At 49.9% G+C, this 24,165-nt stretch carries 27 protein-coding genes and 1 riboswitch; of the genes, 26 read left to right on the top strand and 1 reads right to left on the bottom strand.

The window, feature by feature from the left end; all coding sequences use genetic code 11:
- Positions 1-356: 356 nt before the first annotated feature.
- From ACOZB4_RS33260 to ACOZB4_RS33220, 9 genes are all read left to right on the top strand, one after another.
- The gene (locus tag ACOZB4_RS33260; RefSeq protein WP_379416181.1) at positions 357-1,547 is read left to right on the top strand and encodes a D-alanyl-D-alanine carboxypeptidase family protein; all 1,191 of its coding nucleotides are present in this window, start codon (positions 357-359) and stop codon (positions 1,545-1,547) included.
- An 88-nt stretch (positions 1,548-1,635) separates the two neighbouring features.
- A complete protein-coding gene (spoIIAA, locus tag ACOZB4_RS33255) occupies positions 1,636-1,989 on the top strand; it encodes an anti-sigma F factor antagonist (RefSeq protein ID WP_076320918.1) in 354 nt (117 codons plus the stop codon).
- Positions 1,986-2,444, top strand: coding sequence for an anti-sigma F factor (spoIIAB, locus tag ACOZB4_RS33250; protein ID WP_379416180.1), 459 nt, complete (start codon positions 1,986-1,988; stop codon positions 2,442-2,444). Before spoIIAA ends, spoIIAB begins: the two co-directional genes overlap by 4 nt.
- 11 nt (positions 2,445-2,455) lie before the next feature.
- On the top strand, positions 2,456-3,211 hold the full coding sequence (sigF, locus tag ACOZB4_RS33245) for an RNA polymerase sporulation sigma factor SigF (RefSeq protein ID WP_006209412.1): 756 nt from the start codon (positions 2,456-2,458) through the stop codon (positions 3,209-3,211).
- Positions 3,212-3,392: 181 nt separating this feature from the next.
- On the top strand, positions 3,393-4,037 hold the full coding sequence (locus ACOZB4_RS33240; RefSeq protein WP_379416177.1) for a stage V sporulation protein AA: 645 nt from the start codon (positions 3,393-3,395) through the stop codon (positions 4,035-4,037).
- Positions 4,034-4,462 (top strand): stage V sporulation protein AB, encoded by a 429-nt coding sequence (locus ACOZB4_RS33235; RefSeq protein ID WP_379416175.1) that lies wholly within the window; start codon positions 4,034-4,036, stop codon positions 4,460-4,462. The genes ACOZB4_RS33240 and ACOZB4_RS33235 overlap by 4 nt, the downstream gene beginning before the upstream one ends.
- A 23-nt stretch (positions 4,463-4,485) precedes the next feature.
- Positions 4,486-6,111, top strand: coding sequence for a spore germination protein (locus ACOZB4_RS33230; RefSeq protein ID WP_379416172.1), 1,626 nt, complete (start codon positions 4,486-4,488; stop codon positions 6,109-6,111).
- Positions 6,112-6,229: 118 nt separating this feature from the next.
- Positions 6,230-7,561, top strand: coding sequence for a diaminopimelate decarboxylase (lysA, locus tag ACOZB4_RS33225; protein ID WP_379416169.1), 1,332 nt, complete (start codon positions 6,230-6,232; stop codon positions 7,559-7,561).
- A 210-nt stretch (positions 7,562-7,771) separates the two neighbouring features.
- Positions 7,772-8,203, top strand: coding sequence for a peptidylprolyl isomerase (locus ACOZB4_RS33220; RefSeq protein ID WP_009595227.1), 432 nt, complete (start codon positions 7,772-7,774; stop codon positions 8,201-8,203).
- Positions 8,204-8,272: 69 nt separating this feature from the next.
- On the opposite strand, the gene ACOZB4_RS33215 is transcribed toward ACOZB4_RS33220, so the two are convergent.
- Positions 8,273-8,674: an acyl-CoA thioesterase gene (locus ACOZB4_RS33215; RefSeq protein WP_379416166.1), complete on the bottom strand. Its 402-nt coding sequence runs from the start codon at positions 8,672-8,674 to the stop codon at positions 8,273-8,275.
- Between the two features lie 201 nt (positions 8,675-8,875).
- A riboswitch (FMN riboswitch) is annotated at positions 8,876-9,059 on the top strand.
- A 267-nt stretch (positions 9,060-9,326) separates the two neighbouring features.
- Here ACOZB4_RS33215 and ribD point away from each other — a divergent pair.
- The 17 genes from ribD to ACOZB4_RS33130 all read left to right on the top strand — a co-directional run bounded on the left by ribD (position 9,327) and on the right by ACOZB4_RS33130 (position 24,165).
- A complete protein-coding gene (gene ribD, locus ACOZB4_RS33210; RefSeq protein ID WP_379416164.1) occupies positions 9,327-10,427 on the top strand; it encodes a bifunctional diaminohydroxyphosphoribosylaminopyrimidine deaminase/5-amino-6-(5-phosphoribosylamino)uracil reductase RibD in 1,101 nt (366 codons plus the stop codon).
- A gap of 23 nt (positions 10,428-10,450) precedes the next feature.
- Positions 10,451-11,119, top strand: coding sequence for a riboflavin synthase (gene ribE / locus ACOZB4_RS33205; protein WP_379416161.1), 669 nt, complete (start codon positions 10,451-10,453; stop codon positions 11,117-11,119).
- Positions 11,120-11,165: 46 nt separating this feature from the next.
- Positions 11,166-12,404, top strand: a complete 1,239-nt coding sequence (locus ACOZB4_RS33200) for a bifunctional 3,4-dihydroxy-2-butanone-4-phosphate synthase/GTP cyclohydrolase II (RefSeq protein WP_076320927.1) — start codon at positions 11,166-11,168, stop codon at positions 12,402-12,404.
- Between the two features lie 259 nt (positions 12,405-12,663).
- Complete coding sequence (gene ribE / locus ACOZB4_RS33195) at positions 12,664-13,131, top strand: 6,7-dimethyl-8-ribityllumazine synthase (RefSeq protein WP_006209422.1); 468 nt, start codon at positions 12,664-12,666, stop codon at positions 13,129-13,131.
- A gap of 66 nt (positions 13,132-13,197) precedes the next feature.
- Complete coding sequence (locus ACOZB4_RS33190; protein ID WP_071223898.1) at positions 13,198-13,989, top strand: segregation and condensation protein A; 792 nt, start codon at positions 13,198-13,200, stop codon at positions 13,987-13,989.
- Positions 13,958-14,563 carry an SMC-Scp complex subunit ScpB gene (gene scpB / locus ACOZB4_RS33185; RefSeq protein ID WP_076320929.1) on the top strand — a complete coding sequence of 202 codons (606 nt, stop codon included), beginning with the start codon at positions 13,958-13,960 and terminating at the stop codon, positions 14,561-14,563. The genes ACOZB4_RS33190 and scpB overlap by 32 nt, the downstream gene beginning before the upstream one ends.
- A 191-nt stretch (positions 14,564-14,754) precedes the next feature.
- Positions 14,755-15,435: a DUF2953 domain-containing protein gene (locus ACOZB4_RS33180; RefSeq protein ID WP_379416157.1), complete on the top strand. Its 681-nt coding sequence runs from the start codon at positions 14,755-14,757 to the stop codon at positions 15,433-15,435.
- Positions 15,408-15,860 (top strand): GerW family sporulation protein, encoded by a 453-nt coding sequence (gene ytfJ, locus ACOZB4_RS33175; protein ID WP_379416155.1) that lies wholly within the window; start codon positions 15,408-15,410, stop codon positions 15,858-15,860. Before ACOZB4_RS33180 ends, ytfJ begins: the two co-directional genes overlap by 28 nt.
- Before the next feature lie 236 nt (positions 15,861-16,096).
- Positions 16,097-17,278 carry a D-alanyl-D-alanine carboxypeptidase family protein gene (locus ACOZB4_RS33170; protein ID WP_379416152.1) on the top strand — a complete coding sequence of 394 codons (1,182 nt, stop codon included), beginning with the start codon at positions 16,097-16,099 and terminating at the stop codon, positions 17,276-17,278.
- Positions 17,279-17,341: 63 nt separating this feature from the next.
- On the top strand, positions 17,342-17,974 hold the full coding sequence (locus ACOZB4_RS33165; protein ID WP_076320933.1) for a nucleoside recognition domain-containing protein: 633 nt from the start codon (positions 17,342-17,344) through the stop codon (positions 17,972-17,974).
- A gap of 6 nt (positions 17,975-17,980) precedes the next feature.
- Positions 17,981-18,514: a spore maturation protein gene (locus ACOZB4_RS33160; protein WP_379416149.1), complete on the top strand. Its 534-nt coding sequence runs from the start codon at positions 17,981-17,983 to the stop codon at positions 18,512-18,514.
- Between the two features lie 125 nt (positions 18,515-18,639).
- The gene (locus ACOZB4_RS33155; protein ID WP_076320935.1) at positions 18,640-18,978 is read left to right on the top strand and encodes an N-acetylmuramoyl-L-alanine amidase; all 339 of its coding nucleotides are present in this window, start codon (positions 18,640-18,642) and stop codon (positions 18,976-18,978) included.
- Between the two features lie 21 nt (positions 18,979-18,999).
- Positions 19,000-19,755 carry a pseudouridine synthase gene (locus ACOZB4_RS33150; RefSeq protein WP_071223906.1) on the top strand — a complete coding sequence of 252 codons (756 nt, stop codon included), beginning with the start codon at positions 19,000-19,002 and terminating at the stop codon, positions 19,753-19,755.
- Positions 19,756-19,880: 125 nt separating this feature from the next.
- Positions 19,881-20,408 carry a redoxin domain-containing protein gene (locus ACOZB4_RS33145; protein ID WP_076320936.1) on the top strand — a complete coding sequence of 176 codons (528 nt, stop codon included), beginning with the start codon at positions 19,881-19,883 and terminating at the stop codon, positions 20,406-20,408.
- Positions 20,405-22,108 (top strand): cytochrome c biogenesis protein ResB, encoded by a 1,704-nt coding sequence (gene resB / locus ACOZB4_RS33140; protein ID WP_379416146.1) that lies wholly within the window; start codon positions 20,405-20,407, stop codon positions 22,106-22,108. The genes ACOZB4_RS33145 and resB overlap by 4 nt, the downstream gene beginning before the upstream one ends.
- Positions 22,095-23,348, top strand: a complete 1,254-nt coding sequence (ccsB, locus tag ACOZB4_RS33135) for a c-type cytochrome biogenesis protein CcsB (protein ID WP_379416144.1) — start codon at positions 22,095-22,097, stop codon at positions 23,346-23,348. The genes resB and ccsB overlap by 14 nt, the downstream gene beginning before the upstream one ends.
- Before the next feature lie 100 nt (positions 23,349-23,448).
- Positions 23,449-24,165 (top strand): response regulator transcription factor, encoded by a 717-nt coding sequence (locus ACOZB4_RS33130; RefSeq protein ID WP_009595176.1) that lies wholly within the window; start codon positions 23,449-23,451, stop codon positions 24,163-24,165.

Below are 24,165 nucleotides of genomic sequence, written 5' to 3'. Positions count from 1 at the left end.
TTGGGGGCAACAGCGATGGGAGGATCGATTCGTACACGGAGCGTCTCCTCACAGGAAAAGGGGGCATTCCGCCAGATCTAAGATCTTTTGGGACAGCCCCTTTTTGCTTAAGATTCTAGAATGTATAGGTTTTCAGCGAAGCTATTCGCATTTATATGTTTTTTGGGTCCCGCAAAGTATTTGGAATAAGTATCGAAGCATAGGCTCCACTTTGTGGGGCTATTCTGCGTTCCCTTAAGTTCTGGGCGATAATATTTCCTTGAAAACTGGAATAATTTGTTTTCATCCTGACGACAATGAATATCAGACCCGTTTCTTTTTACGGATGCTATTACGAATGTCAGGAGGGGATGGAAGTGAAAAAAGCGTTAATAGCTGGATTTCTGGTTCTATTTGTAGGGTTGTCCAGTGTAGCTGTACCAAGTTATGCAGAAAATAGCAAACCCGGCGAAGGATCATCTCAAGAGGAGCTGGCACCAGGTGCTCGTTCTGCTATATTGCTGGATGCGGATACCGGAACCATTATTTACGAGAAAAACAGCCATGATAAGCTGCCTCCGGCGAGCATCACCAAGATCATGACGATGTTGCTTACGATGGAGGCCATCGACGAAGGGCAATTGCAGTGGACGGATAAGGTGCGTACCAGCGAATATGCGGCCTCCATGGGCGGATCCCAGATCTTTCTTGAGCCTGGAGAAGAAATGACGGTGGATGAGATGCTCAAAGGCATTGCCATGGCATCAGGCAATGATGCTTCCGTCGCAGTGGCGGAGAAAATTGCCGGCTCGGAGAAAGCCTTTGTGAAGCTGATGAATGAGAAAGCAGCCGAGCTGGGAATGAAGGATACACATTTTGTGAACTGCAACGGCCTTCCTGCTGAGAATCATTATACTTCAGCCCACGACATTGCGGTCATGAGCCGGGAGCTGCTGAAATACGACCAGATCACCAAATATACGGGCGCCTATCAAGATTATTTGCGTAAAGATTCGGACAAACCGTTCTGGCTGGTCAATACGAACAAGCTGGTTCGATTCTACACAGGCGCTGACGGATTGAAAACCGGATATACATCAGAGGCCAAGTTCTGTCTGTCGGCAACGGCCAAACGGGATGGACTGCGCGCTGTTGCTGTAGTTATGGGAGCTTCGGATACGAAGACGCGGAACAATGAAGTTTCTCGCATGTTTGACTATGCCTTTTCCCAGTATTCGATGCATTCCATCTATAAACCGGGTGAAGTGCTCGGTATCGTGAAGGTCCAGAAGGGAACCGTGCCCGAGATTTCGATTCAAGCGGATAAAGATTACAGCGTGCTGGTTAAGAAGGGCGTAAAAAGTCCGGATATCCGTCATGAAATCCAGCTGGAGCCGAATTTGAAGGCGCCGGTAACTGCCGGACAAGTTGTCGGCAAGCTAACCGTCTATCAAGGTGAACGCGTGGTGAAGGAGTTCGAGCTGACATCTCCTGTCGAGGTGAAGAAGGCCGGGTTCTGGAAGCTGTTCAAGCGGACAACCGGCAAGTTGTTTCATGTAGATTCATAGGAGTTTTCTTCTAGTTTTGTCGGGATGCAGGAATGTCTTTTTCAAATGTAGAAATCTTTGTTCATGTCAGGGAGGAGAGTGAGCAAACATGAATCTGCATGTTGATATGGAGCATCACAGGCATGTACTGATCGTCCGACTGTCCGGGGAACTGGATCATCATACGGCCGATCATGTCCGGATGCAGCTGGATGAAGCTATTCAGAGACGTCAAACAGAGCACTTGGTACTGAGCTTAAAGGACTTGGACTTTATGGACAGCTCAGGACTTGGGGTCATCCTGGGACGCTATAAATTCATCAAGCAAAAGGGCGGAAAGATGGCGGTATGCGATGTCAAACCGCAGGTTTACCGCTTGCTTGAAATGTCAGGGCTGTTCAAGATCATGCCGATATATGAGAACGAGGGCACGGCACTCTCGGGTTTGGAGGTAGTGTCATGAGTGAAGGAAAAGCACAGCATAATTTTATGACTCTGCAGTTTGCCGCAAAGTCGGAAAACGAATCCTTTGCCCGTGTCGCCGTGGCTGCGTTCATCTCCCAGATGGATCCCAACATGGATGAGCTGAGTGATCTGAAAACGGTAGTCTCTGAAGCGGTCACAAACAGCATTATCCACGGGTACGATAGTGATTCGGAAGGGATTGTCAAGATTGAAGCCTCCATAGACGGGGATATGATTACGCTGTGCATTGAAGATTCCGGCCATGGGATCGAAGACTTGGAAATGGCCAAGCAGCCGCTCTATACATCAAAGCCAGAACTGGAGCGATCCGGCATGGGATTCACCATCATGGAAAATTTCATGGACGAATTTGAAGTGGTCAGCGAACCAGGCAACGGTACGTCGATCAAAATGAAAAAGAGGATCGAATCTAAGAAAGCTTTATATAATTAGGGGTTGGACAAATGGATGCCGATGTGAAGAAAACTTCGCAGACTTATTTGGACGACGCGGAGGTCAAACGACTCATTGCACTTAGCCAAAGCGGGGATAATGTCGCCCGGGACACGCTCGTCAACTGTAATATTCGTCTTGTCTGGTCTGTCGTTCAGCGGTTTATGAACCGGGGGTATGAGCCTGATGATCTGTTTCAGATCGGCTGTATCGGTCTCCTCAAATCCGTGGACAAGTTCGATCTCAGTTATGACGTAAAGTTCTCGACCTATGCCGTACCGATGATCATCGGAGAAATTCAGCGTTTCTTAAGAGATGACGGGACCCTGAAGGTCAGCCGATCGCTTAAGGAAATGGCCAACAAAGTCAGGAAGAAGCGGGACGAGCTGTCCAAGCAGCTCGATCGTCTTCCAACGGTGAAAGAGGTTGCCGAAGAGCTTGGGGTAACCCCCGAGGAAGTGGTGTTTGCCCAGGAGGCGAATAAACCGCCAACCTCAATTCATGAGACCGTATTTGAAAATGACGGGGATCCCATAACGCTAATGGATCAGATAGCTGATGAATCGCAAGAACGCTGGTTCGACAAGCTGGCCTTGAATGAAGCAATAGGAGGCTTGACCGAACGGGAGCGGCTCATAGTTTATCTGCGGTATTACCGGGATCAGACGCAGTCGGAAGTTGCCAGCCGGCTGGGCATATCCCAGGTGCAGGTATCGCGACTTGAGAAAAAAATATTGCAGAGCATACGGAACGAGATCGCGCAGTAGCGGGTCTCAGCCGTTATTCGAAAGTCTGCTCAAACTTAACGCCGCCCTTAGGGAACGGCGTTTTTTCATTTTTTAGCAAACCTTTTGGTCGTTTGGCGGATAAGAAAGTATGGTAAATCCGAGTAGAAAGGAGAGAGATTTCCCATACTAACGGTAATTTAGCAGTAAAGGAGTGTTTCGGATGAAGGTTAATCCCACTCCGACGGTGTTTCTGCAGCTAAGGAGCCGCATACGGTTACCAAGAGACCAGACCGTCAAACTAGGTGATGTCGCCTTCATTGTCTGCGATTCCGACTGGGAGAGACGGCTTAGAGCCCTGCCGCTTACGCAGCCGAAGGATCTCGATGGCAACCGCCTTGTCATGGATCTGATTCAAATCATCCCGAGGATTCAAGCGTTGATTCCTGGCGCCCATATCGAACCGATGGGAAACCATCATACCTTGGTGGAGCTTGTCGGTCCGGAGAGCAAGCGGTCAAAGTTGTGGTTCCCGCTCATTTGGCTGCTCTTGTTTTTCGGTTCCGCACTGACCATTATGAACTTCCATGCCGATGTTAACATGCTTGAGGTTCATATCCGAATCGTTGAAATGGTGACGGGGAAAAGAGACGAGCATCCCTATTTGTTCCAGATTGCATACTCGCTGGGGCTCGGATTTGGGATGACGGTGTTCTTCAATCATTTGTTCAAGAAAAAATGGAATGAAGAGCCGACACCGCTTGAGGTGGAAATGTACCTCTATCAGGAAAATCTGGATCAGTTCGTGGTCGCCGAAGAATATCGGAAAATGAACGCCGGCGACGATACGACAGGTAAGGAACCATGATATTGTCCATTCTGCAAGGGATATTCACCTGTTTTCTTGGCGTCGCAGGGGGCATCGCCGTCGGCGGCGGAGTCATAGCGCTCATCATCGTCCTGGACATCATCCCGAGATTGTCCCAACTGACGGCAACATACAGCCGGGTTCATTGGTATGAAGGGGCTTTAATAACGGGATCTTTCATCGGCACGGTGGCCGATTTCTGGAGATGGTCCATTCCATTGGGACCGGTTGTGAGTACCGTGATCGGATTGATGTGCGGGATATTCATCGGCATGCTGGCAGCTGCATTGACGGAAGTATTGAACGTATTGCCGATTCTGGCCAAGCGGCTCCGATTGACGGGGTATTTGTTTGGTCTTCTAATGGCCATGGTGGCAGGTAAGGTGGCGGGCTCTCTGTTCGATTGGTTTGTTTACAGCAAGTGATAGTAATGGCTAGGAGGTAGGTTATGGACGATAAAACAACACATAGCGGCGAACTGGATAGCGATATTCCGGTCATTCCCATCAAAGCGTTGGGGGAACAAGAGCTGAAGGAGAAAAGAGAGGCAGAAACCTCCAACAGCACTGAGGAATCCGTCATCTACTGGCAGCAAACCGACCATGTCCCCGCGAAGCTGAGTGAACTGAAAAAAGTGCTTAAGGAAGTTATCGGTCTTGGGGTTTCTTTTGATGTGGTATTCCGTGAGATGAACTTTGCCGGCAGAAATGCAGGGCTTCTCTTCTTAAACGGCTTCACGAACGATGTCGTGGTGACAGATATATTGACAAGGCTGACGTACCTGACTCCGGAGGATGTAAGTAACCATGCACTTACCGAGATGATGACCCGCTATATTCCCCACGTACAAGTGGAGCGGGATACACGACTCAGCAAAGTGATTAACGAAGTGCTCTCCGGTATATGTGCGCTGTTCATTGAAGACGCGCATTCCGCCATTTTGTTGGATACCCGGAAATATCCTGTGCGTGGGCTCGAGGAACCTGCGGTGGAACGCGTGGTTCGCGGCGCAAGGGATGGGTTTACGGAGACACTCGTTACCAACGTGAACCTGGTGCGAAGACGGGTTCGCGATCCGGGACTGCACGTAGAGGTCATGAAGGTCGGAAGGCGGACGAGAACGGATGTATGCCTGGTTTTCATTGATGACATCGCGGACCGAACCCAAGTTGAGGCGATTCGCAGAAAAATCCAGGAAGTGGATTTAGAGGGGCTTCCACTCGGCGATAAACAGCTTGAGGAAGCGATTGTGAACAAGGGCTGGCACCCTTTTCCTCTTGTCCGATATTCGGAACGGCCGGATGTTGTATCCTCCCATCTGCTTGAAGGCCGAATTGTTATTATGGTAGATACTTCGCCGAGCGTAATGATCATGCCAACCACATTCCTGGATCTCTGCCAGCATGCCGAGGAGAATCGTCAGACCCCGTTTATGGGAACGTACCTGCGCTGGATACGTTTTATAGGCATTTTTGCATCCATGTTCCTGCTCCCGCTGTGGATGCTGCTGGTTGTCCATCCTGAACTGAAACCGCCGGGACTTGATATCATCGGTCCGCATGAGAATTCTAAAATTCCGATTATCCTGCAGTTTCTGATTGTTGAATTCGGCGTGGATTTGCTCCGCTTGGCTGCCGTGCATACGCCGACACCGTTAGCGTCGGCGATGGGTTTGATCGCTGCGATTTTGATCGGCGATATTGCTGTTAAGACCGGATTGTTTGTTAACGAGGTCATCCTGTATATGGCGGTTGCGTCCATAGGGATGTACGCGACCCCGAGTTATGAGCTGGGACTTGCCAACCGTATGGTCAGGCTGCTCCTTCTGCTTGCAACAGCCCTGTTCGCGGTGAAGGGCTTTGTCATCGGTACGACGCTTCTGATTCTGCTCCTGACGGCCCACCGTTCCTACAACTCGTCTTACTTGTGGCCATTTATACCATTTAGTGCAAAAGCGATGGGCGAAATTTTGTTCCGCAAACCGCTGCTTCTGTCAAGAAGACGCCCGGCTATCAACAAAACGCGTGACAACACCAAAATGGGCCCTGAAATGAATCCGAGAGGCGAGCAATAACAATAACACAAATGTTGTGTTGAAAAATCCATTTTGATTACCTTCCGTTGTCTGCTATACTGTGAACAATTATTCGATTACCCTATTTTTGAATCAATGGATCGGAGGAATTGTAAGCATGTTTTTACACGGTACTAGCAAGTTTAACGATCAGGGGCATTTGGAAATCGGCGGGTGTGACACATCCGATTTAAAAGCTCAATATGGAACACCACTATATATTGTAGACGAGCAGTCGGTCCGTAATCGCTGCCAGGAATACATCGAGGCCTTCAAGGCGTCCGGTTTGAAGTTCCAAGTCGCGTATGCCAGTAAAGCGTTTTGCGTGATGGCTATGTGTCAATTGGCTGAACAGGAAGGGATGTCGCTTGACGTTGTTTCCGACGGAGAGCTGTACACTGCACTTGAGGCCGGATTCCCGGTAGAACGGATTCATTTCCACGGAAATAATAAAACGCCGGAGGAGATTGAGATGGCGCTGGATGCGGAAATCGGCTGTTTCGTTGTCGATAACGTAGTTGAACTGCATATGCTGCAAGCGATTGCTGCCGAGAAGAACCGGAAGGTCAACATTTTGCTTCGCGTGACACCGGGAGTTGAGGCTCATACGCATGAGTATATCTCAACAGGCCAAACGGATTCGAAATTTGGCTTCGATATCGGCAACGGCTCCGCTTATGAAGCGGTAGAGCTTGCCGAGGCTCAAGCGAATATTCATTTGATGGGCATTCATTCCCATATCGGCTCCCAGATTTTTGAGGTAGAAGGGTTTCAGATGGCAGTTTCACGCGTTGCAGAATTTGCGGCCAAGGTCAAGGCGGGACTCGGCATTACGTTCGAGGTTGTAAATCTTGGCGGCGGATTTGGAATCCGATATGTGGACGGGGACACTCCACTTCATGTATCCGACTACGTAAAAGCGATTACGGATGCGGTGAAGACCCACTTCGCCGGCATTGACAACACGCTCCCTGAAATTTGGGTAGAGCCGGGGCGCAGTATTGTCGGTGAAGCAGGCACTACCCTTTATACGGTGGGCACAAGCAAGGATATTCCCGGGATCCGTAAATACGTTGCCGTAGACGGCGGAATGACGGACAACCCGCGTCCGGCGCTGTACGAATCAAAATATGAAGCGCTGCTCGCGAACCGGGCGAATGAGAAGCCGGAAGAAACGGTATCCATTGCCGGCAAGTGCTGTGAGAGCGGAGACATGCTGATCTGGGATCTGGAGCTTCCGAAGGTAGCAACAGGCGATTTGCTGGCCGTATCCTGCACAGGCGCATACAACTATTCCATGGCTAGCAACTATAACCGGATCCGCAAACCTGCGGTTGTATTCGTGAAGGACGGACAGAGCAAGCTGGTGGTACGCCGCGAGTCGCTCGCGGACATCATCAGCCACGATGTAGTGCCGGCAAGTGTAACCAAAGAAACCGTAACGAACTAAACGGATGTTTGTTTTACGGCTCTAATATCCTAGAGGGCCCGCCAATGCCACCGGTTGCGGTCAGGGCTCTTTGGCGTGCCTTGGACTTGATATGGAATGTGCAAACGGGGACAAGATCATTTTGCTTCGAGGCTCAATTCATAGTAAACTATAGAATGCATTGTAAAAAAATCGATTGAAGCGTTCTAATAACGGAAGGAGATAACACATATGGCTAAAAAAGCAAAGATCACATTGGAGAACGGCAAAGAGGTAGTGCTGGATCTGTTTGAGAATGATGCACCGAACACGGTAGCTAATTTTGAGAAATTGGCAAACTCCGGGTTTTATAACGGTCTTGTATTCCACCGCGTAATCCCTGGGTTCGTAGCTCAAGGCGGTTGCCCACAGGGAACGGGAACAGGCGGTCCTGGCTATACCATCAACTGCGAGATCAACCCTAACAAGCATGAGCGTGGCAGCTTGGCCATGGCGCATGCTGGCCGTAACACGGGCGGAAGCCAGTTCTATGTATGCTACGAGCCGCAGCCGCATTTGGACGGACAGCATACGGTGTTCGGCAAAGTTGTTGAGGGCATGGAGTACGTGGATGCATTCAAGGGCCGTGATAAAATGGAAAAAGTAGAAGTATACGAAGCTTAAAAATAGCTTCTGTTCAGGACAGGCTCACTCTTAAGGGTGAGCCTGTTTTTATTGTTATTCCGGTAGGAGTTACGCAGGGTCGGGAAATAATTGACGAAACTCTTCCGGAACAGGCCGGCTTTTACGAGTATGTACATCCATCGCCACACTGGTAACGGCGGCATCCGCGCAAAGCTCTTCCTGTTTGTTGTAAATCTTCTGAATCAGCACATAACTCGTACGACCCATAGAATGCGGTTCGGTCACGATGGTCAGCCGTTCGCCTTGGCCGCACTCCTTGCGGTAATTGATGTTGATATTGACGGTAACGGTCTGGACGCCAAGCCGTTTCAGCATATCATATTGAAGACCTCCTGCTTCATACCATTCCTCACGGCCCCACTCCAGATATTCCAGGTATTTGGCGTTGTTTACATGTCCGTTCACGTCGATTTCCGTAGGACGGACGATAATGTCCAGCGAAGTTTTCATCCCAGCTCGCTCCTTTTTAACTGTATCTAGTTCCCGTGTTTATCCTACTAAACTGTTCTCTCTATGGGGAGTATTCTCCTTCTGGGTCCATACACATATTGGAGAATAAAGTTATGAACTTTAAAAAAGTTAGTTGTTTTTTCTTGCAATTATCAAAAGGTGGTGATAAGATTCTTCATAAGATCAAACAATTTCATATGTTTTATCCTTCGGGGCAGGGTGAAATTCCCTACCGGCGGTGATGAACGCAGTGATTGAGCTTTTGAAAGCAGATGGCTGTGTCTTAGTCCGTGACCCGGATACGCGTGTGTTGTTACACACCGTATGCGGTGGACCTGGTGAAAATCCGGGACCGACAGTATAGTCTGGATGGGAGAAGGAGTGAGAGACACATAAGCAACATGTGCTATTTGTGTCTATGCACACAACGTGATATGCGTTATGTGCAGGTTTTCACATGCAATTCAAATCTGTGCTTGCGATGATTGGATGTCGCCGGTAACGGATTTGGGTCGTTTGTTATAGGCAAAACCTGCATTTATGACGGTTATTAAGTGTGTCAATGATTAACTTCCATCAAGCCCTGTTAAGGATTCCCCGAATCTTTGGCAGGGCTTTTTTATGTGAACATTGGGAAAGGGGCATGTTTACCATGGATACCGTCAACGATGAATTTTATATGTCACTTGCGCTGGACCTGGCTGAACGTGCTCAGGGTCAAACCGGGATAAATCCGGTTGTTGGCTGTGTCGTTGTTAAGGATGGCGCGCTTGCAGGGGTGGGAACACATTTGGAGCGCGGAACACCGCACGCTGAGGTTCATGCTCTGAATATGGCTGGCAGCAAAGCGGCGGGAAGTACGGTGTACGTGACACTGGAGCCCTGCAGTCACTATGGTACGACGCCGCCCTGCAGCGAGAGGCTGATTGCCGAGGGTGTTCAGCGAGTGGTTGTTGCTTGCGAGGACCCTAATCCTCTGGTTGCGGGCAAAGGGATTCAAATGCTGCGCGCAGCGGGAATTCGGGTTGAGACCGGTGTCCTTAAGGAACGTGCGCTTCGCTTGAACGAAACCTTCATTAAGTTCATTACGACGGGTCAGCCCTTCGTAACGTTAAAGACAGCCAGCACGCTGGACGGAAAAATCGCATCAAAAACCGGCGATAGCAAGTGGATATCCAATGAAGAATCAAGAGAGCTTGTGCATACGCTGCGTCATCGCCATCAAGGCATCATGGTTGGCGTGTCAACAGTTATCGCGGATAATCCGAGCCTGACAACGAGACTTGGCGTGAAAGGTTTGCATCCGATCAGGATCATCGTGGATTCCAGCCTGCGAATCCCGCCCGACAGCCATGTCGTGACAGACGGATTGGCGCCAACGTGGATCTTGACGACGGAGAAGGCCGATGAGACGAAGCGGATCGGGCTGGAAGAGCTGGGCGTTCAGGTCATCCCCTGCGGGCCAGGTCCACGTGTGGATCTGAAGGCTGCGCTGGCGAAGCTGGGACAGAAGGGGATTGCCTCCATTTTGCTGGAAGGTGGCGGTACTCTAAATGGTTCGATGCTGGAACAGAAGCTGGTGGATCGGCTCATCCAGTTTATCGCCCCTAAGATTATCGGCGGGTATGATGCACCTGGGAATTACATGTTAAGCGGGTATGAACAGATGGACCAAGCGATTATGCTGACAGGACTTGAGACGGAAAGACTGGGCGACAATATTTATGTCACCGGGATTCCGGTCTGGAAATAAGGAGAAAGAAAGGAGGGAAGCCTGTGTTTACTGGATTGGTTGAGGAGATCGGCGAAATGAGGCGGATCGGACGGAAAGGCGAAGCCATGCTGCTGAGCATTTCCGCTAGCCGGATCATGGATGATTTAAAGCTGGGGGACAGCGTATCCGTTAATGGCGTCTGCTTGACAGCCACAACGATTGACAAAGGAATATTTACGGTCGATGTGATGCCGGAAACCTACAGAAATACGAACCTTAAGGAACTGCAGCCAGGCGGAAAGGTGAATCTGGAACGGGCAATGGCGGCCGGAGGTCGATTTGGAGGCCATATCGTTCAGGGGCATGTGGATGGCGTCGGCATCATTCGGAATGTGCAGGCAGATCAGAATGCCGTGGTATACGAGATTGCGCCCTCGAGTGGGGATGTATTCAAATATATCATTCCGAAGGGCTCCGTCACACTGGATGGAATCAGCTTGACCGTTGTCAAAACAACAGATTCCTCCTTTACGGTATCCATCATCCCCCACACGCTGGCGGAGACGGTGCTGGCATATAAAAAAGCAGGCGATACGATTAATATCGAATGCGACATTTTAGGAAAATATGTAGATCACCTGCTGCATTACGGCTCAGAAGGGGCCGGGAGCAGAGGCGGGACAAAACCGGGAATCAGCAGGGATTATCTTGCGGAGCATGGATTTGCCTAAGCCGAGTGCTCACATAGAGTCTCCATGAGAAGAAGGAGGAGTAGCGATGGATGAGCGCTTTTCATTTCATACAATCGAAGAGGCGTTAACCGATTTGAAGGAAGGCAAGGTCGTCATTGTCGTAGACGATGAAGACCGTGAGAATGAGGGCGATTTTATCGCATTAGCTGATATGGCAACACCGGAGGTCATTAATTTTATGATAACCGAAGGCAGAGGGTTGGTATGTTTGCCCATGACGCAGGCCAGAGCTCAGGAGCTCGACCTCAAACCGATGGTTACCCAAAATACGGATTATCATGGAACGGCCTTTACGGTCTCCATTGATCATAAGGATACCACGACGGGCATCTCGGCCTATGAGCGGTCCATCACCGTCAAAGGTATCTTGGATTCGAATGCATCTGCATCCGATTTCCGAAGACCGGGTCATATGTTCCCACTGATCGCAAAGGATGGAGGCGTCCTGCGCCGGGCAGGGCATACGGAGGCCGCTGTCGATCTTGCCAGATTGAGCGGGTCCTATCCGGCCGGCGTCATCTGCGAGGTGATCAAGGAAGACGGCACAATGGCACGGCTGCCGGACCTTGTGGAGATTGCGAAGAAGCATGATCTGAAGCTGATCAGCATCAAGGATCTGATTCATTACCGCAATGAAAAAGAAAAGCTGGTCCAGCGAGAGGTAGCTGTGCGGATGCCGACCGATTTCGGCGTGTTTCAAGCGGTTGCCTACACCAACGACGTGGACAATAAAGAGCATGTAGCTTTGGTAAAAGGGGAGATCGATGGGAATGAGCCTGTCCTCGTACGCGTGCATTCCGAGTGCCTGACAGGAGATGTGTTCCACTCCCATCGCTGCGATTGCGGTCCCCAATTCGAGGCGGCCCTCCGCCAAATCGATGAAGCGGGTAGAGGCGTTCTTCTCTACATGCGCCAGGAGGGGCGGGGCATCGGCTTAATCAACAAACTGAAAGCCTACAAGCTCCAGGAAGAGGGACTCGACACTGTAGACGCCAACCTGAAGCTCGGCTTTGCGGCAGATCTGCGTGATTACGGCATCGGAGCCCAGATCCTGAAGGATTTGGGGATCAGAAAGATCCGGTTGCTGACAAACAATCCACGCAAAATCAAAGGCCTCGAAGGATACGGCTTGGAGGTGGTCGAGCGCGTTCCGATCCAAATGCCGGAGAACGAGGATAACACGGGCTACCTGCATACCAAGCAAGCCAAGCTCGGACATATGCTGAAATTCAACGATATTGAGCAGAACGAGAGCACCAATTAATCACCACATAACAAAAGGTCAATCATGTGGGGAGGTTTGCCTCATGGAACGACCCAGCGAAGAGGACGGAATGCTGCTGGAGAAGCGGTAGCGTTCGCCTTTAAATCCTGATTTCTTCCCTCCAGAAAATAGATCATGAAATCAGGAGTTAACAGCGATCGGAAGCAGCAGCCGTCAGCGCAGCGGGCAACCACATCGATGTCATCCCAAATCCCATGTTTGACCTTATAAACTCCAAACCGAAAGGAAGTTTTCCATTATGGCAACTATATTTGAAGGTAAATTAGTATCCGAGGGATTAAAGTACGGTATCGTCGTAGGTCGTTTCAACGAGTTCATCACCAGCAAGCTGCTGAGCGGCGCACTGGACGCATTGAAGCGACACGGCGCACAGGAGAACGAAGTGGATGTCGCGTGGGTGCCGGGAGCGTTTGAAATCCCGCTCATCGCCCAAAAAATGGCAGAAAGCGGCAAATACGATGCAATCATCACCTTGGGAACCGTCATTCGCGGCTCTACCACGCACTATGATTATGTGTGCAACGAAGTGGCCAAGGGGGTATCCGCAATTAACCTGAAGACGGGTGTACCAACGATTTTCGGTGTCGTGACGACGGAGAATATCGAACAAGCCGTGGAGCGTGCGGGAACGAAGGCTGGCAATAAAGGTTGGGATTCCGCGATGGCAGCCATCGAGATGGCGAACTTGACGAAAAGCCTAAAATAGTGCTTATTTAATGTAGTGCTCTTTTTTTAGAGCACTGCATTTTATTTTTTGGCGGGAGGATTCACCGTGACCGTATTATACAAGCTGGAAACGTTTGAAGGACCGCTCGATCTGCTGCTGCATTTGATTGATAAAGCGGAAATCGACATCCAGGATATTCCCGTCAGCGAGATTACCGAACAATACATGGCCTATTTGCACAACATGCAGGAGCTGGAGCTGGAGATTACGAGTGAGTTTCTGGTGATGGCTGCAACGCTGCTGTCTATAAAAAGCAAGTTATTGCTTCCGAAGCCTCCGGTTATCGAGATGGACGAGTTTGATTTTTATGAAGAAGATGACATGGATCCGAGAGCAGAGCTTATTGCCAAGCTGATCGAATACCGCAAGTACAAAGGCATTGCCCGCCATTTGCATGAGAAGGAATGGGAACGCAGTTTAATTTATTCCAAGGAAGCCGAAGACCTCACGCCTTACATGCCGGAAGTGGAAGAGAATCCGGTGCAGGGATTACATATTTCGGATTTGATCGCTGCTTTTCAAAAAGCATTAAGCAAAGCAGTCAAACGCACTTCGTATGCCCGCATTCAGCGGGATGAAATATCGGTTAAGGACCGGATTCGTCAGGTCATGGATGCCCTGGAGGAGGTTGGGCCGGGAGGCAGGATCCTGTTCTCCAAGCTGCTTCACGAAGAGATGGTACGGCATGAAATCGTGGTAACCTTCCTGGCCATTTTGGAACTGATGAAAATGAAGCAAATTTTGTGCTACCAAGAGAAGTTGTTTGAAGATATCGTCATGGAGTGGAGAGGGGAAGGACGCATTGATGGATTATCCGAAGCTGAAATCGATTATTGAGGGGCTTCTGTTCCTGTCGGGAGAAGAGGGCTTGTCGGTTAGGCAAATTGCTGAGATCACCGAGCAGTCGGATGGCCTGGTTGGCGAAGCGCTTGAGGACATGAAGGAAGAATGGGAGCGTTACGAGCGGGGGATTCAGATCGTACAGATTGCGGGGAACTACAAAATCGCTACGCTGGCCGAACATGCTCCGTATTTTGAGCGCCTGGCGTATTCGCCTTCCCGTTCTTCCTTGTCACAAGCCGCACTCGAAACACTCTCCATCGTTGCCTATCGTCAACCGATTACGCGTGTAGAGATTGAAGACATCCGCGGCGTCAAGGCCGAACGGGCGATCCATACGCTGGTAAGCAAAGGACTGATCGAGGAAGTCGGACGGGCCGAGGCGATTGGCAGACCGATTTTGTATGGAACAACCAAGTCTTTCCTGGAATATTTCGGACTTGCCAATATCAAGGATTTGCCGGAGCCGTCGCAATTTGAAGATAATGATAACTTGGAAGAGGAAACGCAGCTGTTGTTCGATAAGCTTGACGGTCGTCAACTTACGTTTGATGATGTAGAGGAAAGTTAGCCATTATAGAACACAATAGGCTGTAATAGAATCCTGGGCGTGGAGAAATCCACCGCCCGGGATTTTTTAATGTCACTTGCGAAAGTTTGAAATCAGAGGGACTTGGAATCGTTTCGCATCATTTGGGGGCACTTTTGCCATACTAAGCCAAGCGGATTACATTTTACTAAGTACGTTTTGGGGGTTACTTCGTGAGGGTATGGATCTTTCTGGCGGTCGGTTTGGTCGTTCTCCTCATCGTATTGCTGGTCGTTGTGCTGAGCTCCAAGGTAACGATTAAGCTGGATGTGGTTCTAAGAAAAGATGAATATAAATTGTTGGCGGAAATTAAAATGATCTTCGGATTGATTACGCGGAAATATGAAGTCCCCTTTCACCTGGCAAACGGTGGGATCGAGTTTAAGAAGGAAACCGTTCCCGCAGAGCAGGGGATTCCCCTCCGTTCGAAAGAGCAGGAGGATCCTTCAAGAAGAACTATTCGATACAGGGACTATGCGCGGGTATTGTGGTCTACAAAAGGTTTCAAAAAATGGACGAGACAGACGATGGCGGCCGTTCATTTCATGGATGTGCGCTGGTCAACCCGGATTGCGCTTGAGCATGCGGCCGATACAGCGGTAGCGACCGGGCTGCTGCATGGCATCAAGCATACGCTTCTGGGATGGATGTCGTATCACCTGATCATGGAAGAGATGCCCCAAATCGATGTGGTGCCAATCTTTAACGGTCCGCCGCAAATTTCCACAGAGCTAAACTGCATAGCGAAAATCTCCTGCGGAAAAGCTATGTATGCTGGACTGGTACTTATAGTTCGCGTGTTAAAGGTGAAAGGAGGAATTAGATCATGGCAGAACACCCTATTCAAGGCTTGATGCAAACGGCTATGGAAAACATCAAGGGAATGGTGGACGTTAATACGATTGTAGGCGACCCGGTGAATACGCCTGACGGCAGCGTTATCCTGCCAATCAGTAAAGTGGCTTTTGGTTTCGCTGCCGGCGGCAGCGACTACAACGTTGAGGCGGGAGGCACCCACTCAACTACCACCACTAACGGGACGCACAACGATCATAGTGCCCTTCCTTTTGGCGGCGGCAGCGGCGGTGGCGTGTCCATTCGGCCGATTGCTTTTCTGGTCGTGGGTAAAGAAGGCGTGCACATCGTGCCGCTGGACAATCAAACCCATCTGTTTGAACGGATTATTGATGCGACACCGTTTTTACTCGATCAAATCCAGTCGATGTTTCAATCAGGCAGCAATGCCGCGAACGACACCACGCCTCCGCCTGCGTACTGATGGAGCAAGCAAATCCCTTTCGTTCACAACGAAAGGGATTTTTGCTGTGAAGATTAGTGGATTTATAAGCTTTCAGCCGAGGCTAAACTCAAACCGATCATTGCTGGTAAAACTTCACTTTAATGGGGGGCGGTTTTGGTGAAAGTACGTCGACAGACGTTTCTGTTGCGAAATGGACATACCTTTAGCGTGAACGACATATACTTGTACAAGATTTCTGAACACCGGAGGATAAGATGATGAAAATGAAATGGACGAACTGCAAGTCTTTGTTATCCATGTTGATGGTCATAAGCTGCTTGCTGGTTACGGCTGTCCCCGTGCATGCAGATCATGAGAATGGCCCCGCCAATCATGCCCAGGCAGCCGCACTGATTGATGTCACTTCCGGTAGAGTGCTGTACAGCAAGAACGGGGACGAGCGTTTGAGAATCGCAAGCCTGACCAAGATCATGACAGCCATCGTGGCAATTGAACACGGCAAGCTGGATGATCGCGTCAAGGTCTCCAAAAATGCTTTTGCCAAAGAGGGCTCCTCGATCTTCCTGAAGCTTGGTGAGGAGATGACGCTTGAGAATTTGCTGTACGGCTTAATGCTGCGATCAGGCAACGATGCCGCGACGGCGATTGCCGAACATGTCGGAGGGACGGAAGAAGGCTTTGTGTTGCTGATGAACGAGAAGGCGGCAGGGCTCGGCTTGACGAACTCGCATTTTATGAATCCCCATGGACTGGATCATGATGAACATTACTCTTCTGCTAATGACGTAGCCAAACTGACGGCCTATGCCCTCAAGAACCCTGTCTTTAGCGAGATTGTCAAAACCAAGGCCAAGAAAGCGCCCAATCCGAATGAAGCGTGGGACTACAAATGGGATAACAAAAACAAGATGCTTCGTTTCTACGAGGGGGCGGACGGCGTCAAAACCGGTTACACCAAAAAAGCATTCCGCTGCCTGGTGAGCTCCGCCACCCGAAACGGTCAGCAGATTGCGGCGGTCACGCTGAACGACGGCAACGATTGGAATGATCATTCCAAGATGCTGGATTACGGATTTGCCCATTTTCCACTGAAAAAGGTTACGGAGAAAGGGCAGAAGATCCAGGGCTATCCACTCGTCACGGGCAGTTCCTTTACCTATGCGTTCGCGCATGATGAGGAAGCACGCTTGGTGAAGAAACTGGTCCTGCATAAAGCGAGCACACCCGACTTGTCTTTCGGACTACGGGGTCATATTGAACTGCTGCTCGATAATGTCAGCATCGGCAAAATTCCAGTCTATGCGGAAGGAAGCAAGCTTCCTGAAGTCCCTGAGGTCTTGCAGAAGTCCAGAAGCACATCCGGACCACTCGGTTCGTTGTCGCTGTGGCAGTCTGCAGGAGAAGTGCTTAGGCATCTGTTCAGGGCCAAATCATAACTAGCCTTCGCTAAAGAGATCGTGGATTCTCACGGAGCGGGGGCAGCAAACGGGGGCGAAGAGATGATCAATTTGATTTGGATGGGGATGATACTGATCGGCGTTTGCTTTGCGGCAGTGAACGGGAACATCGAAAGTGTTACAAAAGCCGCTTTTGACGGAGCCCAGACGGGAGTGACTGTCTCCTTCGGTCTCATCAGCATACTGGTGTTCTGGCTTGGCATGATGCGCCTGGCAGAGGACGCGGGCCTGCTGAAGAAGGTTGCCAAGCTGCTGGGCCCGGTTGTCCGCTTCCTGTTCCCGGATGTACCGAAGAATCATCCCGCTATGGGATATATACTGTCTAACATGAGCGCCAATTTGTTCGGTCTGGGCAATGCGGCAACTCCGATGGGAATCAAAGCGATGCAGGAGCTTCAGAAGTTAAACCCGGATAAGGAAACAGCGTCTCCGGCGATGTGTACCCTGCTTGCATTAAACACGGCCAGCATTACGCTGATACCGACAACGCTAATCGCGATCCGGCTGAATTATGAGTCCGCCAATCCTTCGGAAATCGTCGGCACCACGCTTTTGGCCACAGCGATTGCAACGGCGGCCGCCATTATGGCTGACCGATGGTATCGTAGAAGGACGATACGCCGCCAGAAGCCGCCGGGAATCGGTACAAGCCTGAACCCGGATGTGAAGGGGTGATGAGGGTTGCTATCATGGATTAATCTTGTATCCGCTTGGTCTATTCCCATGATTATCGCATTCATTCCGCTTTATGCTTACACGCGCAAAGTACCCGTATATGAATCGTTTGTGGATGGAGCCAAGGACGGCTTCTCCACAGCGATTGGGATTATCCCGCACTTGGTCGGCATGATGGTTGCCATTAGCGTATTTCGGTCTTCCGGTGCGCTTGAGTTTTTTGTGGGTTGGACGGGCCCCTTTCTGCAATCGCTAGGGGTACCGAGCGAGATTTTGCCTTTGGGAATTCTCAGGCCGTTGACGGGTACAGGCTCTCTCGCTTACACGACTGAGCTGATCCGCGCATACGGTCCGGATTCCATGATTGGCCGAATTGCTTCGACCATACAAGGAAGCACGGACACGACTTTGTACGTTCTGACCGTCTATTTTGGCGCCGTGGGTATCCGCAATGGCCGGTATGCGCTGAAGGTGGGGCTGTTCTCCGATTTGATCGGTTTTATTGCAGCGATTGCCGTATGTCTGCTGGTGTTCGGATAATTAAGACATGCGGGCTGTCTGAGTAAGACGGAGCGTTTTTTCTATGTAACAGGACGTATGCCTATACCCTCGATTCCATCGCGTCATATACTGCTGCAGTTACAAATTGTAGTAGGGGTGATGAAATGGAATTCGAGGGTTTTGTTATTCATCATACCGTGTGCGAGCGGGAACCGCGGAACTGGGATTTTAAAATCCATCAGGACGGCTCGGTCTCTTCTTCATCCATGCTGGTTCAGCCGGGACAGATTCACATCTGTCTTGAGGGCGACTTCAATATTGGCTACCAGTCCATGTCGCTGGACCAGAAAACACAGCTGTTTACCGCCAGCAAAATCATTTTGGAGCTATCCAGACTCCATGATATTTCCCCGTTATACTTGTTTCCTCACTCCGACACCTGTCCCGGGGCACATTTTCCATGGAACGCGCTTGTGATTTATCCTGTCGATGGTTATCATTAGGAATGAGGTGACCTAACGAACATGGAGAGATTACAGAAAATTATGGCACAGGCCGGAGTCGCTTCCCGCCGCAAGTGCGAGGAATTGATTCTTGAAGGCAAGGTGCAGGTAAACGGAGAGACCGTTACCGAACTCGGCACGAAGGCCGATCCAGCCCAGGATATCATTACGGTTTCAGGCAAACCGATAAAGAATGAGAAAAAGGTATACATTATGCTGAATAAGCCGAAGGGAGTCATTACAAGCGCTTCTGATCCCGAAGGCCGAAAAATTGTATCGGATTATCTCAAGGGCATTAAAGAGCGGGTATATCCGATTGGACGATTGGACTATGATACAGAAGGACTCCTGCTGCTGACCAATGACGGCGAATTTGCCAATCTGCTCAGCCACCCTAAATATCATGTACCCAAGACTTATTTGGCTACCGTGAAAGGGGTGCCCCATGGCACCGAACTGGACAAGCTTCGCCAAGGGATTATGCTGGAAGACGGCATGACGTCTCCTGCCGAGGTGGAGTATAAGGATGTGGATCCGGATAATAAACAATCCGTCATATCGATTACCATTCATGAGGGCCGCAACCGTCAAGTGAGAAGGATGTTCGAAGCGATTTCCCATCCGGTAACGCGATTGAAGCGTATATCTTACGGTGATCTGCTGCTGCAAAATTTAAAACGGGGCTTGTACCGCCATTTGACAGCGGATGAAATCAACCAGCTTTTGCAGATGGCGAAAGCCGCTAAGCCGGGCGGGAAACCGAAGAGAAAACGTTAAACCCGACACATAATATTCAAAATGGCGAGCGGCGTTTATGACAAATTTCGTTATAATTGTTCATAGGATGTTCACACCCGTAGTATACGATATGATGAATGTCATAGAAAGGAAGCTGCTGCTTTATGGGCAAATCAAAGAAAAGCGTACAGATTGTGATTCTGCTTGCCATTATCCTGATCGGAGTGTACGCCGTTGCAACCGTTGTATTCGGCTCTGATGAGGTTCCCAAAGTGGGTCAAAAGGCAGCGGATTTTGAACTTCTAGGCATGGATGGCGGCGTACATACCATGAGTGAATACGAGGGTAAGGCCAGGGTGATTAATTTCTGGGGCACCTACTGTCCGCCATGCGTGCGGGAAATGCCGGCTCTACAAGCTCAGTGGGAGAAATGGAGCAGTCAAGGCGTTGAGATCATCGGAATTAATGTGGGAGAGAACAAAATGACCGTTGAGAATTTCGTTGCTCAAACCGGCGTGAAGTTCCCCATACTGATGGATCCGAAACGGAATGCTGTTGCCAGCTATGGGGTTGGGCCCATGCCAACCACCTTTTTTGTTACGGCCTCTGGCAAGATTGACCATATTCGTATAGGCGAACTGGATTTGAACACCCTTGATAAACAAATTGAACAGTTGGTGAATGCGAAATGAGTCAAGGTTCCAAGCCTTTGATCCAGAACACGAAGTGTGATTGTGGACACCAGAATCCAACGGGGACGGTCCTCTGCGAGGCTTGCGGGAAGCCGCTGACCGAGGAAGCGGAGGCCCAGCCGATTCTGGAAATGCGGTATGACGGCGTTGCTCGTCGATCACAGAAAGAAAACCCCGGTATGATCGATCGGGTATGGAATTTCTTCTCTTCGGTAAAGGTAGCAATATATCTGATATTGCTTACCTTGATCGGCTCCTCGCTGGGGACCATCTTTCCGCAGGAAAGTACATTCCTTAATATTGACCCCTCAGTTTATTACAAAGAGGAGTACGGACAGCTGGGGCATATTTATTACTTGCTCGGGCTGTCTCATACATACACGTCATGGTGGTTCGTGCTGCTGCTTGTCATGATCGGCGCATCGCTTGTCATTTGCAGTCTTGACCGGGTCCTGCCCCTGTACAAAGCGCTCAGCAGACAGCGGATTCCGAAGCACATGTCCTTCCTTACCCGCCAGAAGGTGGTATACCAAGGGCATGTTGATGAAGACGGTGCCGACTGGGTTGAACGGGTGAAGCCAATCATTAAGAAGAAGGGTTACCGAGTGCGAACGGATGGCGGAACCCTACTGGCAGAGAAGCAGCGGTTCAGCCGCTGGGGCCCCTATGTTCTTCATATCGGTCTGATTGTTTTCCTGCTTGCAGTTCTTGGACGGAATCTTCCCGGACTGCATATGGACGAGCACATGGCTTTCCCTCAAGATGAACCGGTGCACATCAAGAACACCAGTTACTATTTATTGAACGATGGCTTTAAGGTGGAGTTCTACACCGAGGACGATATGCCTGAGGAATTCAAAGGCAAGAATAAAGTACTGCCGAAGGAGTTCCAAACCCAGGCGATCCTGTATATGTGCGAGGCCAATTGCGACGATTTTGATAAAAAACCTCAGCTCGTGGAATTGACACGCCATAACATCGAGGTGAATCATCCTCTTAATTACAAAGGGTTAAAAGCTTATCAATTCGATTATGATCTGACCCCGATTCTCCGTTCGGTTTCGCCGGTGCTGATTAACAGTAAGAGCGGGAAGGAATACGGCAAAATCACCTTGTCGATCGACGATCCTCAAAGAGAGTATCAGGCGGGAGAATATACGTTAACGCTTACACAATCCTTTACCGATTTTGGACTTGGCGATAACGGCAAACCGGTAAACCTGTCACCTAACCCGAATGCGCCTGCATTCTTATTTCTGATTAAGGGACCTGAACTGCCAAAGGAAGGCATTCAATACTTCTACTTCCCTAAACAGATTGACAAGGAACGCTTTAATCAGGAAGCGATCAATGCACAGCTGGCGGGTGGGGAAGCGCTCGTACAACTGGATGTACGGAGCATGGACGATGTGGACTTTTCGGAATCTACGACTTATCTGAATATTCGTGTGGATAAAGCCATGCCGTTCATTTGGATTGGTTGTTTTATCGGTATGCTCGGCCTGATCATGGGCTTTTATTTCACCCATCGCCGGATCTGGCTGCGTATTGATAACCAAACGCTGACCCTTGGCGCACATACGAACAAGAACTGGTTTGGGCTTCGCAAGGAGATCTCCGCGATCCTCAAGCAAATGAATATCGAAGTCGATGAAAAGTCATTGGAGAATAACGGGGGGACTAAGCATGAATCTAATTGATTTTAGCGGCAACGCATTTATCGTTGCTTTTACCTTGTATTGTGCGGCATTTATTATGTATGGACTTGCCGTGATGGGACGACGGTTCCGCAAGCGGGACCCGGAAGCCCATTTGGCTAAATGGGGGAAGATTGCATTTGTGACGGCATCGATCGGTTTGATCGGACATCTGCTGTACTTCTTTACGAGATGGGCGGGCTCTGGACATGTGCCTGTCAGCAACATGTATGAGTTTATGACCTTCTTGTCGATGGCAATCATGATTGCCTTCCTCGTACTTTATTTTATCTACAAAAAATCGCTGCTCGGATTGTTTGCACTGCCGCTGGCTATTCTGATCATGGCGTATGCTGCTGTATTTCCGCAGGAGGTGCAGCCGCTGATTCCTTCGCTTCAGTCCTATTGGCTGGGGATTCACGTAACCTTGGCTGCGCTGGGCGATGCATTTTTTGCGGTCGGTTTTATCGCCGGCCTGATGCACTTGCTCCGTACCGTTAACTTTAGCGGAACAGACAAAGGCGCGCGCAAGGAACAGCGCTGGCTTGAACTCTGCATGTTTGCCATCGTGATCCTGATCGGATTTATTTTGTCGGTATACAGCTTCCGTGCGAGCGGATATCAGGCTGAATTTAACCAGACTTTGGTTGACCCGAAGACAGAAAATAGTACAATAGTAAAAGTGGAATATAACATGCCACCGCTTGTCGCACCTTATAAAAGCGAAACGGAGAGCATGCAGTCCTTCTTGGGCATGAAATCTCCACTCATGGAAGCTCCGTCCTGGATGCACGGCGTGAACGCTGGACGTAAGCTGAATACGGTGATATGGTCGCTGATCACGGGGTTGATCCTGTACGGATTGCTCCGCCTTATCCTGCGCAAGCCGCTGGCCAAGTTCATTCAGCCTGCCCTTAATAGATTGGATCCGGACGATCTGGATGAAATCAGTTATCGAGCCATTGCGATTGGGTTCCCGGTATTTACACTGGGAGGTCTCATATTCGCCATGATCTGGGCAGAAATTGCCTGGGGCCGGTTCTGGGGCTGGGATCCGAAGGAAGTATGGGCGCTTATTACATGGTTGTTCTACAGCGTGTACCTTCATCTCCGGCTATCGCGCGGCTGGCAGGGTAAATATTCGTCCTGGCTGTCCGTTATCGGCTTTATCGTGGTCATGTTTACGCTGGTCGGCGTCAACTTGATAATCGCGGGTCTGCATTCCTATGCGGGAACCGATTAATGTAAATCGAATAGCAGTGAATGATCAATCAGAAGGGCCCTTTCTTAATCAAGAGGGCCACTTCTGATTTTCCCTATAAAAATGAAGGAGTTGGCTGCCAATGTCAGAGCACGGAAATCGCATACTAGTTGTTGATGATGAAGAACGAATTCGCCGATTGTTAAAAATGTATTTGGAGAAGGAAGGGTATGAAATCGAAGAGGCGGAAGATGGAGAAACTGCTCTTCGCAAAGCAAGTTCCGAAGATTACGGGCTCGTTATTCTGGATGTGATGCTGCCCGGGATGGATGGTGTCGAAGTGTGCACACGTCTCCGTCAGGTAAAGTCTACGCCTATTCTCATGCTGACTGCCAAGGGTGAGGAGATCAATCGCGTACAGGGATTTGAAGTGGGGGCCGACGATTATGTTGTGAAGCCGTTCAGTCCGCGCGAGGTGATCTATCGTGTTAAAGCGATTTTACGCCGCTCGTCCGCTACGGCCTATTTGAGCAAGGAACCGAACCCAAGCAACAGCATTGTTTTTCCGCATTTGATCATTGAACATGATGCTCACCGCGTGACGGCCGGAGGGCATGAAATCAGCTTGACGCCGAAGGAGTATGAGCTTCTGCACTACCTAGCCTCGTCCCCGGACAAAGTATTCTCGCGCGAAGAACTGCTTAAGGACGTATGGAATTATGAATTTTTCGGCGATCTTCGCACCGTCGATACCCACGTAAAGCGGCTGCGCGAGAAGTTAAATAAGGTATCCGCAGAATCCGCAGCGATGATTACGACCGTATGGGGAGTAGGCTACAAGCTGGAGGTACCGAAGTAA

Origin of the sequence: Paenibacillus sp. NPDC058898, assembly GCF_049316025.1 — a bacterium.
Taxonomy (GTDB): domain Bacteria; phylum Bacillota; class Bacilli; order Paenibacillales; family Paenibacillaceae; genus Paenibacillus_AQ.
Note: the sequence above shows the minus strand (reverse complement) of the source record. Positions and strands in the feature narration are given on the sequence as shown.

Bases quoted from the DNA above. Each gene is read 5' to 3' on its own strand.
- ACOZB4_RS33240 (WP_379416177.1), top strand. From the start codon at position 3,393: ATGAAGGTTAATCCCACTCCGACGGTGTTTCTGCAGCTAAGGAGCCGC.
- ACOZB4_RS33215 (WP_379416166.1), bottom strand. From the start codon at position 8,674: ATGAAAACTTCGCTGGACATTATCGTCCGTCCTACGGAAATCGACGTG.
- ribD (WP_379416164.1), top strand. From the start codon at position 9,327: ATGGATACCGTCAACGATGAATTTTATATGTCACTTGCGCTGGACCTG.
- ACOZB4_RS33220 (WP_009595227.1), top strand. From the start codon at position 7,772: ATGGCTAAAAAAGCAAAGATCACATTGGAGAACGGCAAAGAGGTAGTG.
- ACOZB4_RS33165 (WP_076320933.1), top strand. From the start codon at position 17,342: ATGATCAATTTGATTTGGATGGGGATGATACTGATCGGCGTTTGCTTT.
- scpB (WP_076320929.1), top strand. From the start codon at position 13,958: ATGGATTATCCGAAGCTGAAATCGATTATTGAGGGGCTTCTGTTCCTG.
- ccsB (WP_379416144.1), top strand. From the start codon at position 22,095: ATGAATCTAATTGATTTTAGCGGCAACGCATTTATCGTTGCTTTTACC.
- ACOZB4_RS33170 (WP_379416152.1), top strand. From the start codon at position 16,097: ATGATGAAAATGAAATGGACGAACTGCAAGTCTTTGTTATCCATGTTG.
- lysA (WP_379416169.1), top strand. From the start codon at position 6,230: ATGTTTTTACACGGTACTAGCAAGTTTAACGATCAGGGGCATTTGGAA.
- sigF (WP_006209412.1), top strand. From the start codon at position 2,456: ATGGATGCCGATGTGAAGAAAACTTCGCAGACTTATTTGGACGACGCG.
- spoIIAB (WP_379416180.1), top strand. From the start codon at position 1,986: ATGAGTGAAGGAAAAGCACAGCATAATTTTATGACTCTGCAGTTTGCC.
- ACOZB4_RS33145 (WP_076320936.1), top strand. From the start codon at position 19,881: ATGGGCAAATCAAAGAAAAGCGTACAGATTGTGATTCTGCTTGCCATT.
- ribE (WP_006209422.1), top strand. From the start codon at position 12,664: ATGGCAACTATATTTGAAGGTAAATTAGTATCCGAGGGATTAAAGTAC.
- ACOZB4_RS33230 (WP_379416172.1), top strand. From the start codon at position 4,486: ATGGACGATAAAACAACACATAGCGGCGAACTGGATAGCGATATTCCG.
- ACOZB4_RS33130 (WP_009595176.1), top strand. From the start codon at position 23,449: ATGTCAGAGCACGGAAATCGCATACTAGTTGTTGATGATGAAGAACGA.
- ACOZB4_RS33155 (WP_076320935.1), top strand. From the start codon at position 18,640: ATGGAATTCGAGGGTTTTGTTATTCATCATACCGTGTGCGAGCGGGAA.
- ytfJ (WP_379416155.1), top strand. From the start codon at position 15,408: ATGGCAGAACACCCTATTCAAGGCTTGATGCAAACGGCTATGGAAAAC.
- ACOZB4_RS33200 (WP_076320927.1), top strand. From the start codon at position 11,166: ATGGATGAGCGCTTTTCATTTCATACAATCGAAGAGGCGTTAACCGAT.
- ACOZB4_RS33235 (WP_379416175.1), top strand. From the start codon at position 4,034: ATGATATTGTCCATTCTGCAAGGGATATTCACCTGTTTTCTTGGCGTC.
- spoIIAA (WP_076320918.1), top strand. From the start codon at position 1,636: ATGAATCTGCATGTTGATATGGAGCATCACAGGCATGTACTGATCGTC.
- ACOZB4_RS33150 (WP_071223906.1), top strand. From the start codon at position 19,000: ATGGAGAGATTACAGAAAATTATGGCACAGGCCGGAGTCGCTTCCCGC.
- resB (WP_379416146.1), top strand. From the start codon at position 20,405: ATGAGTCAAGGTTCCAAGCCTTTGATCCAGAACACGAAGTGTGATTGT.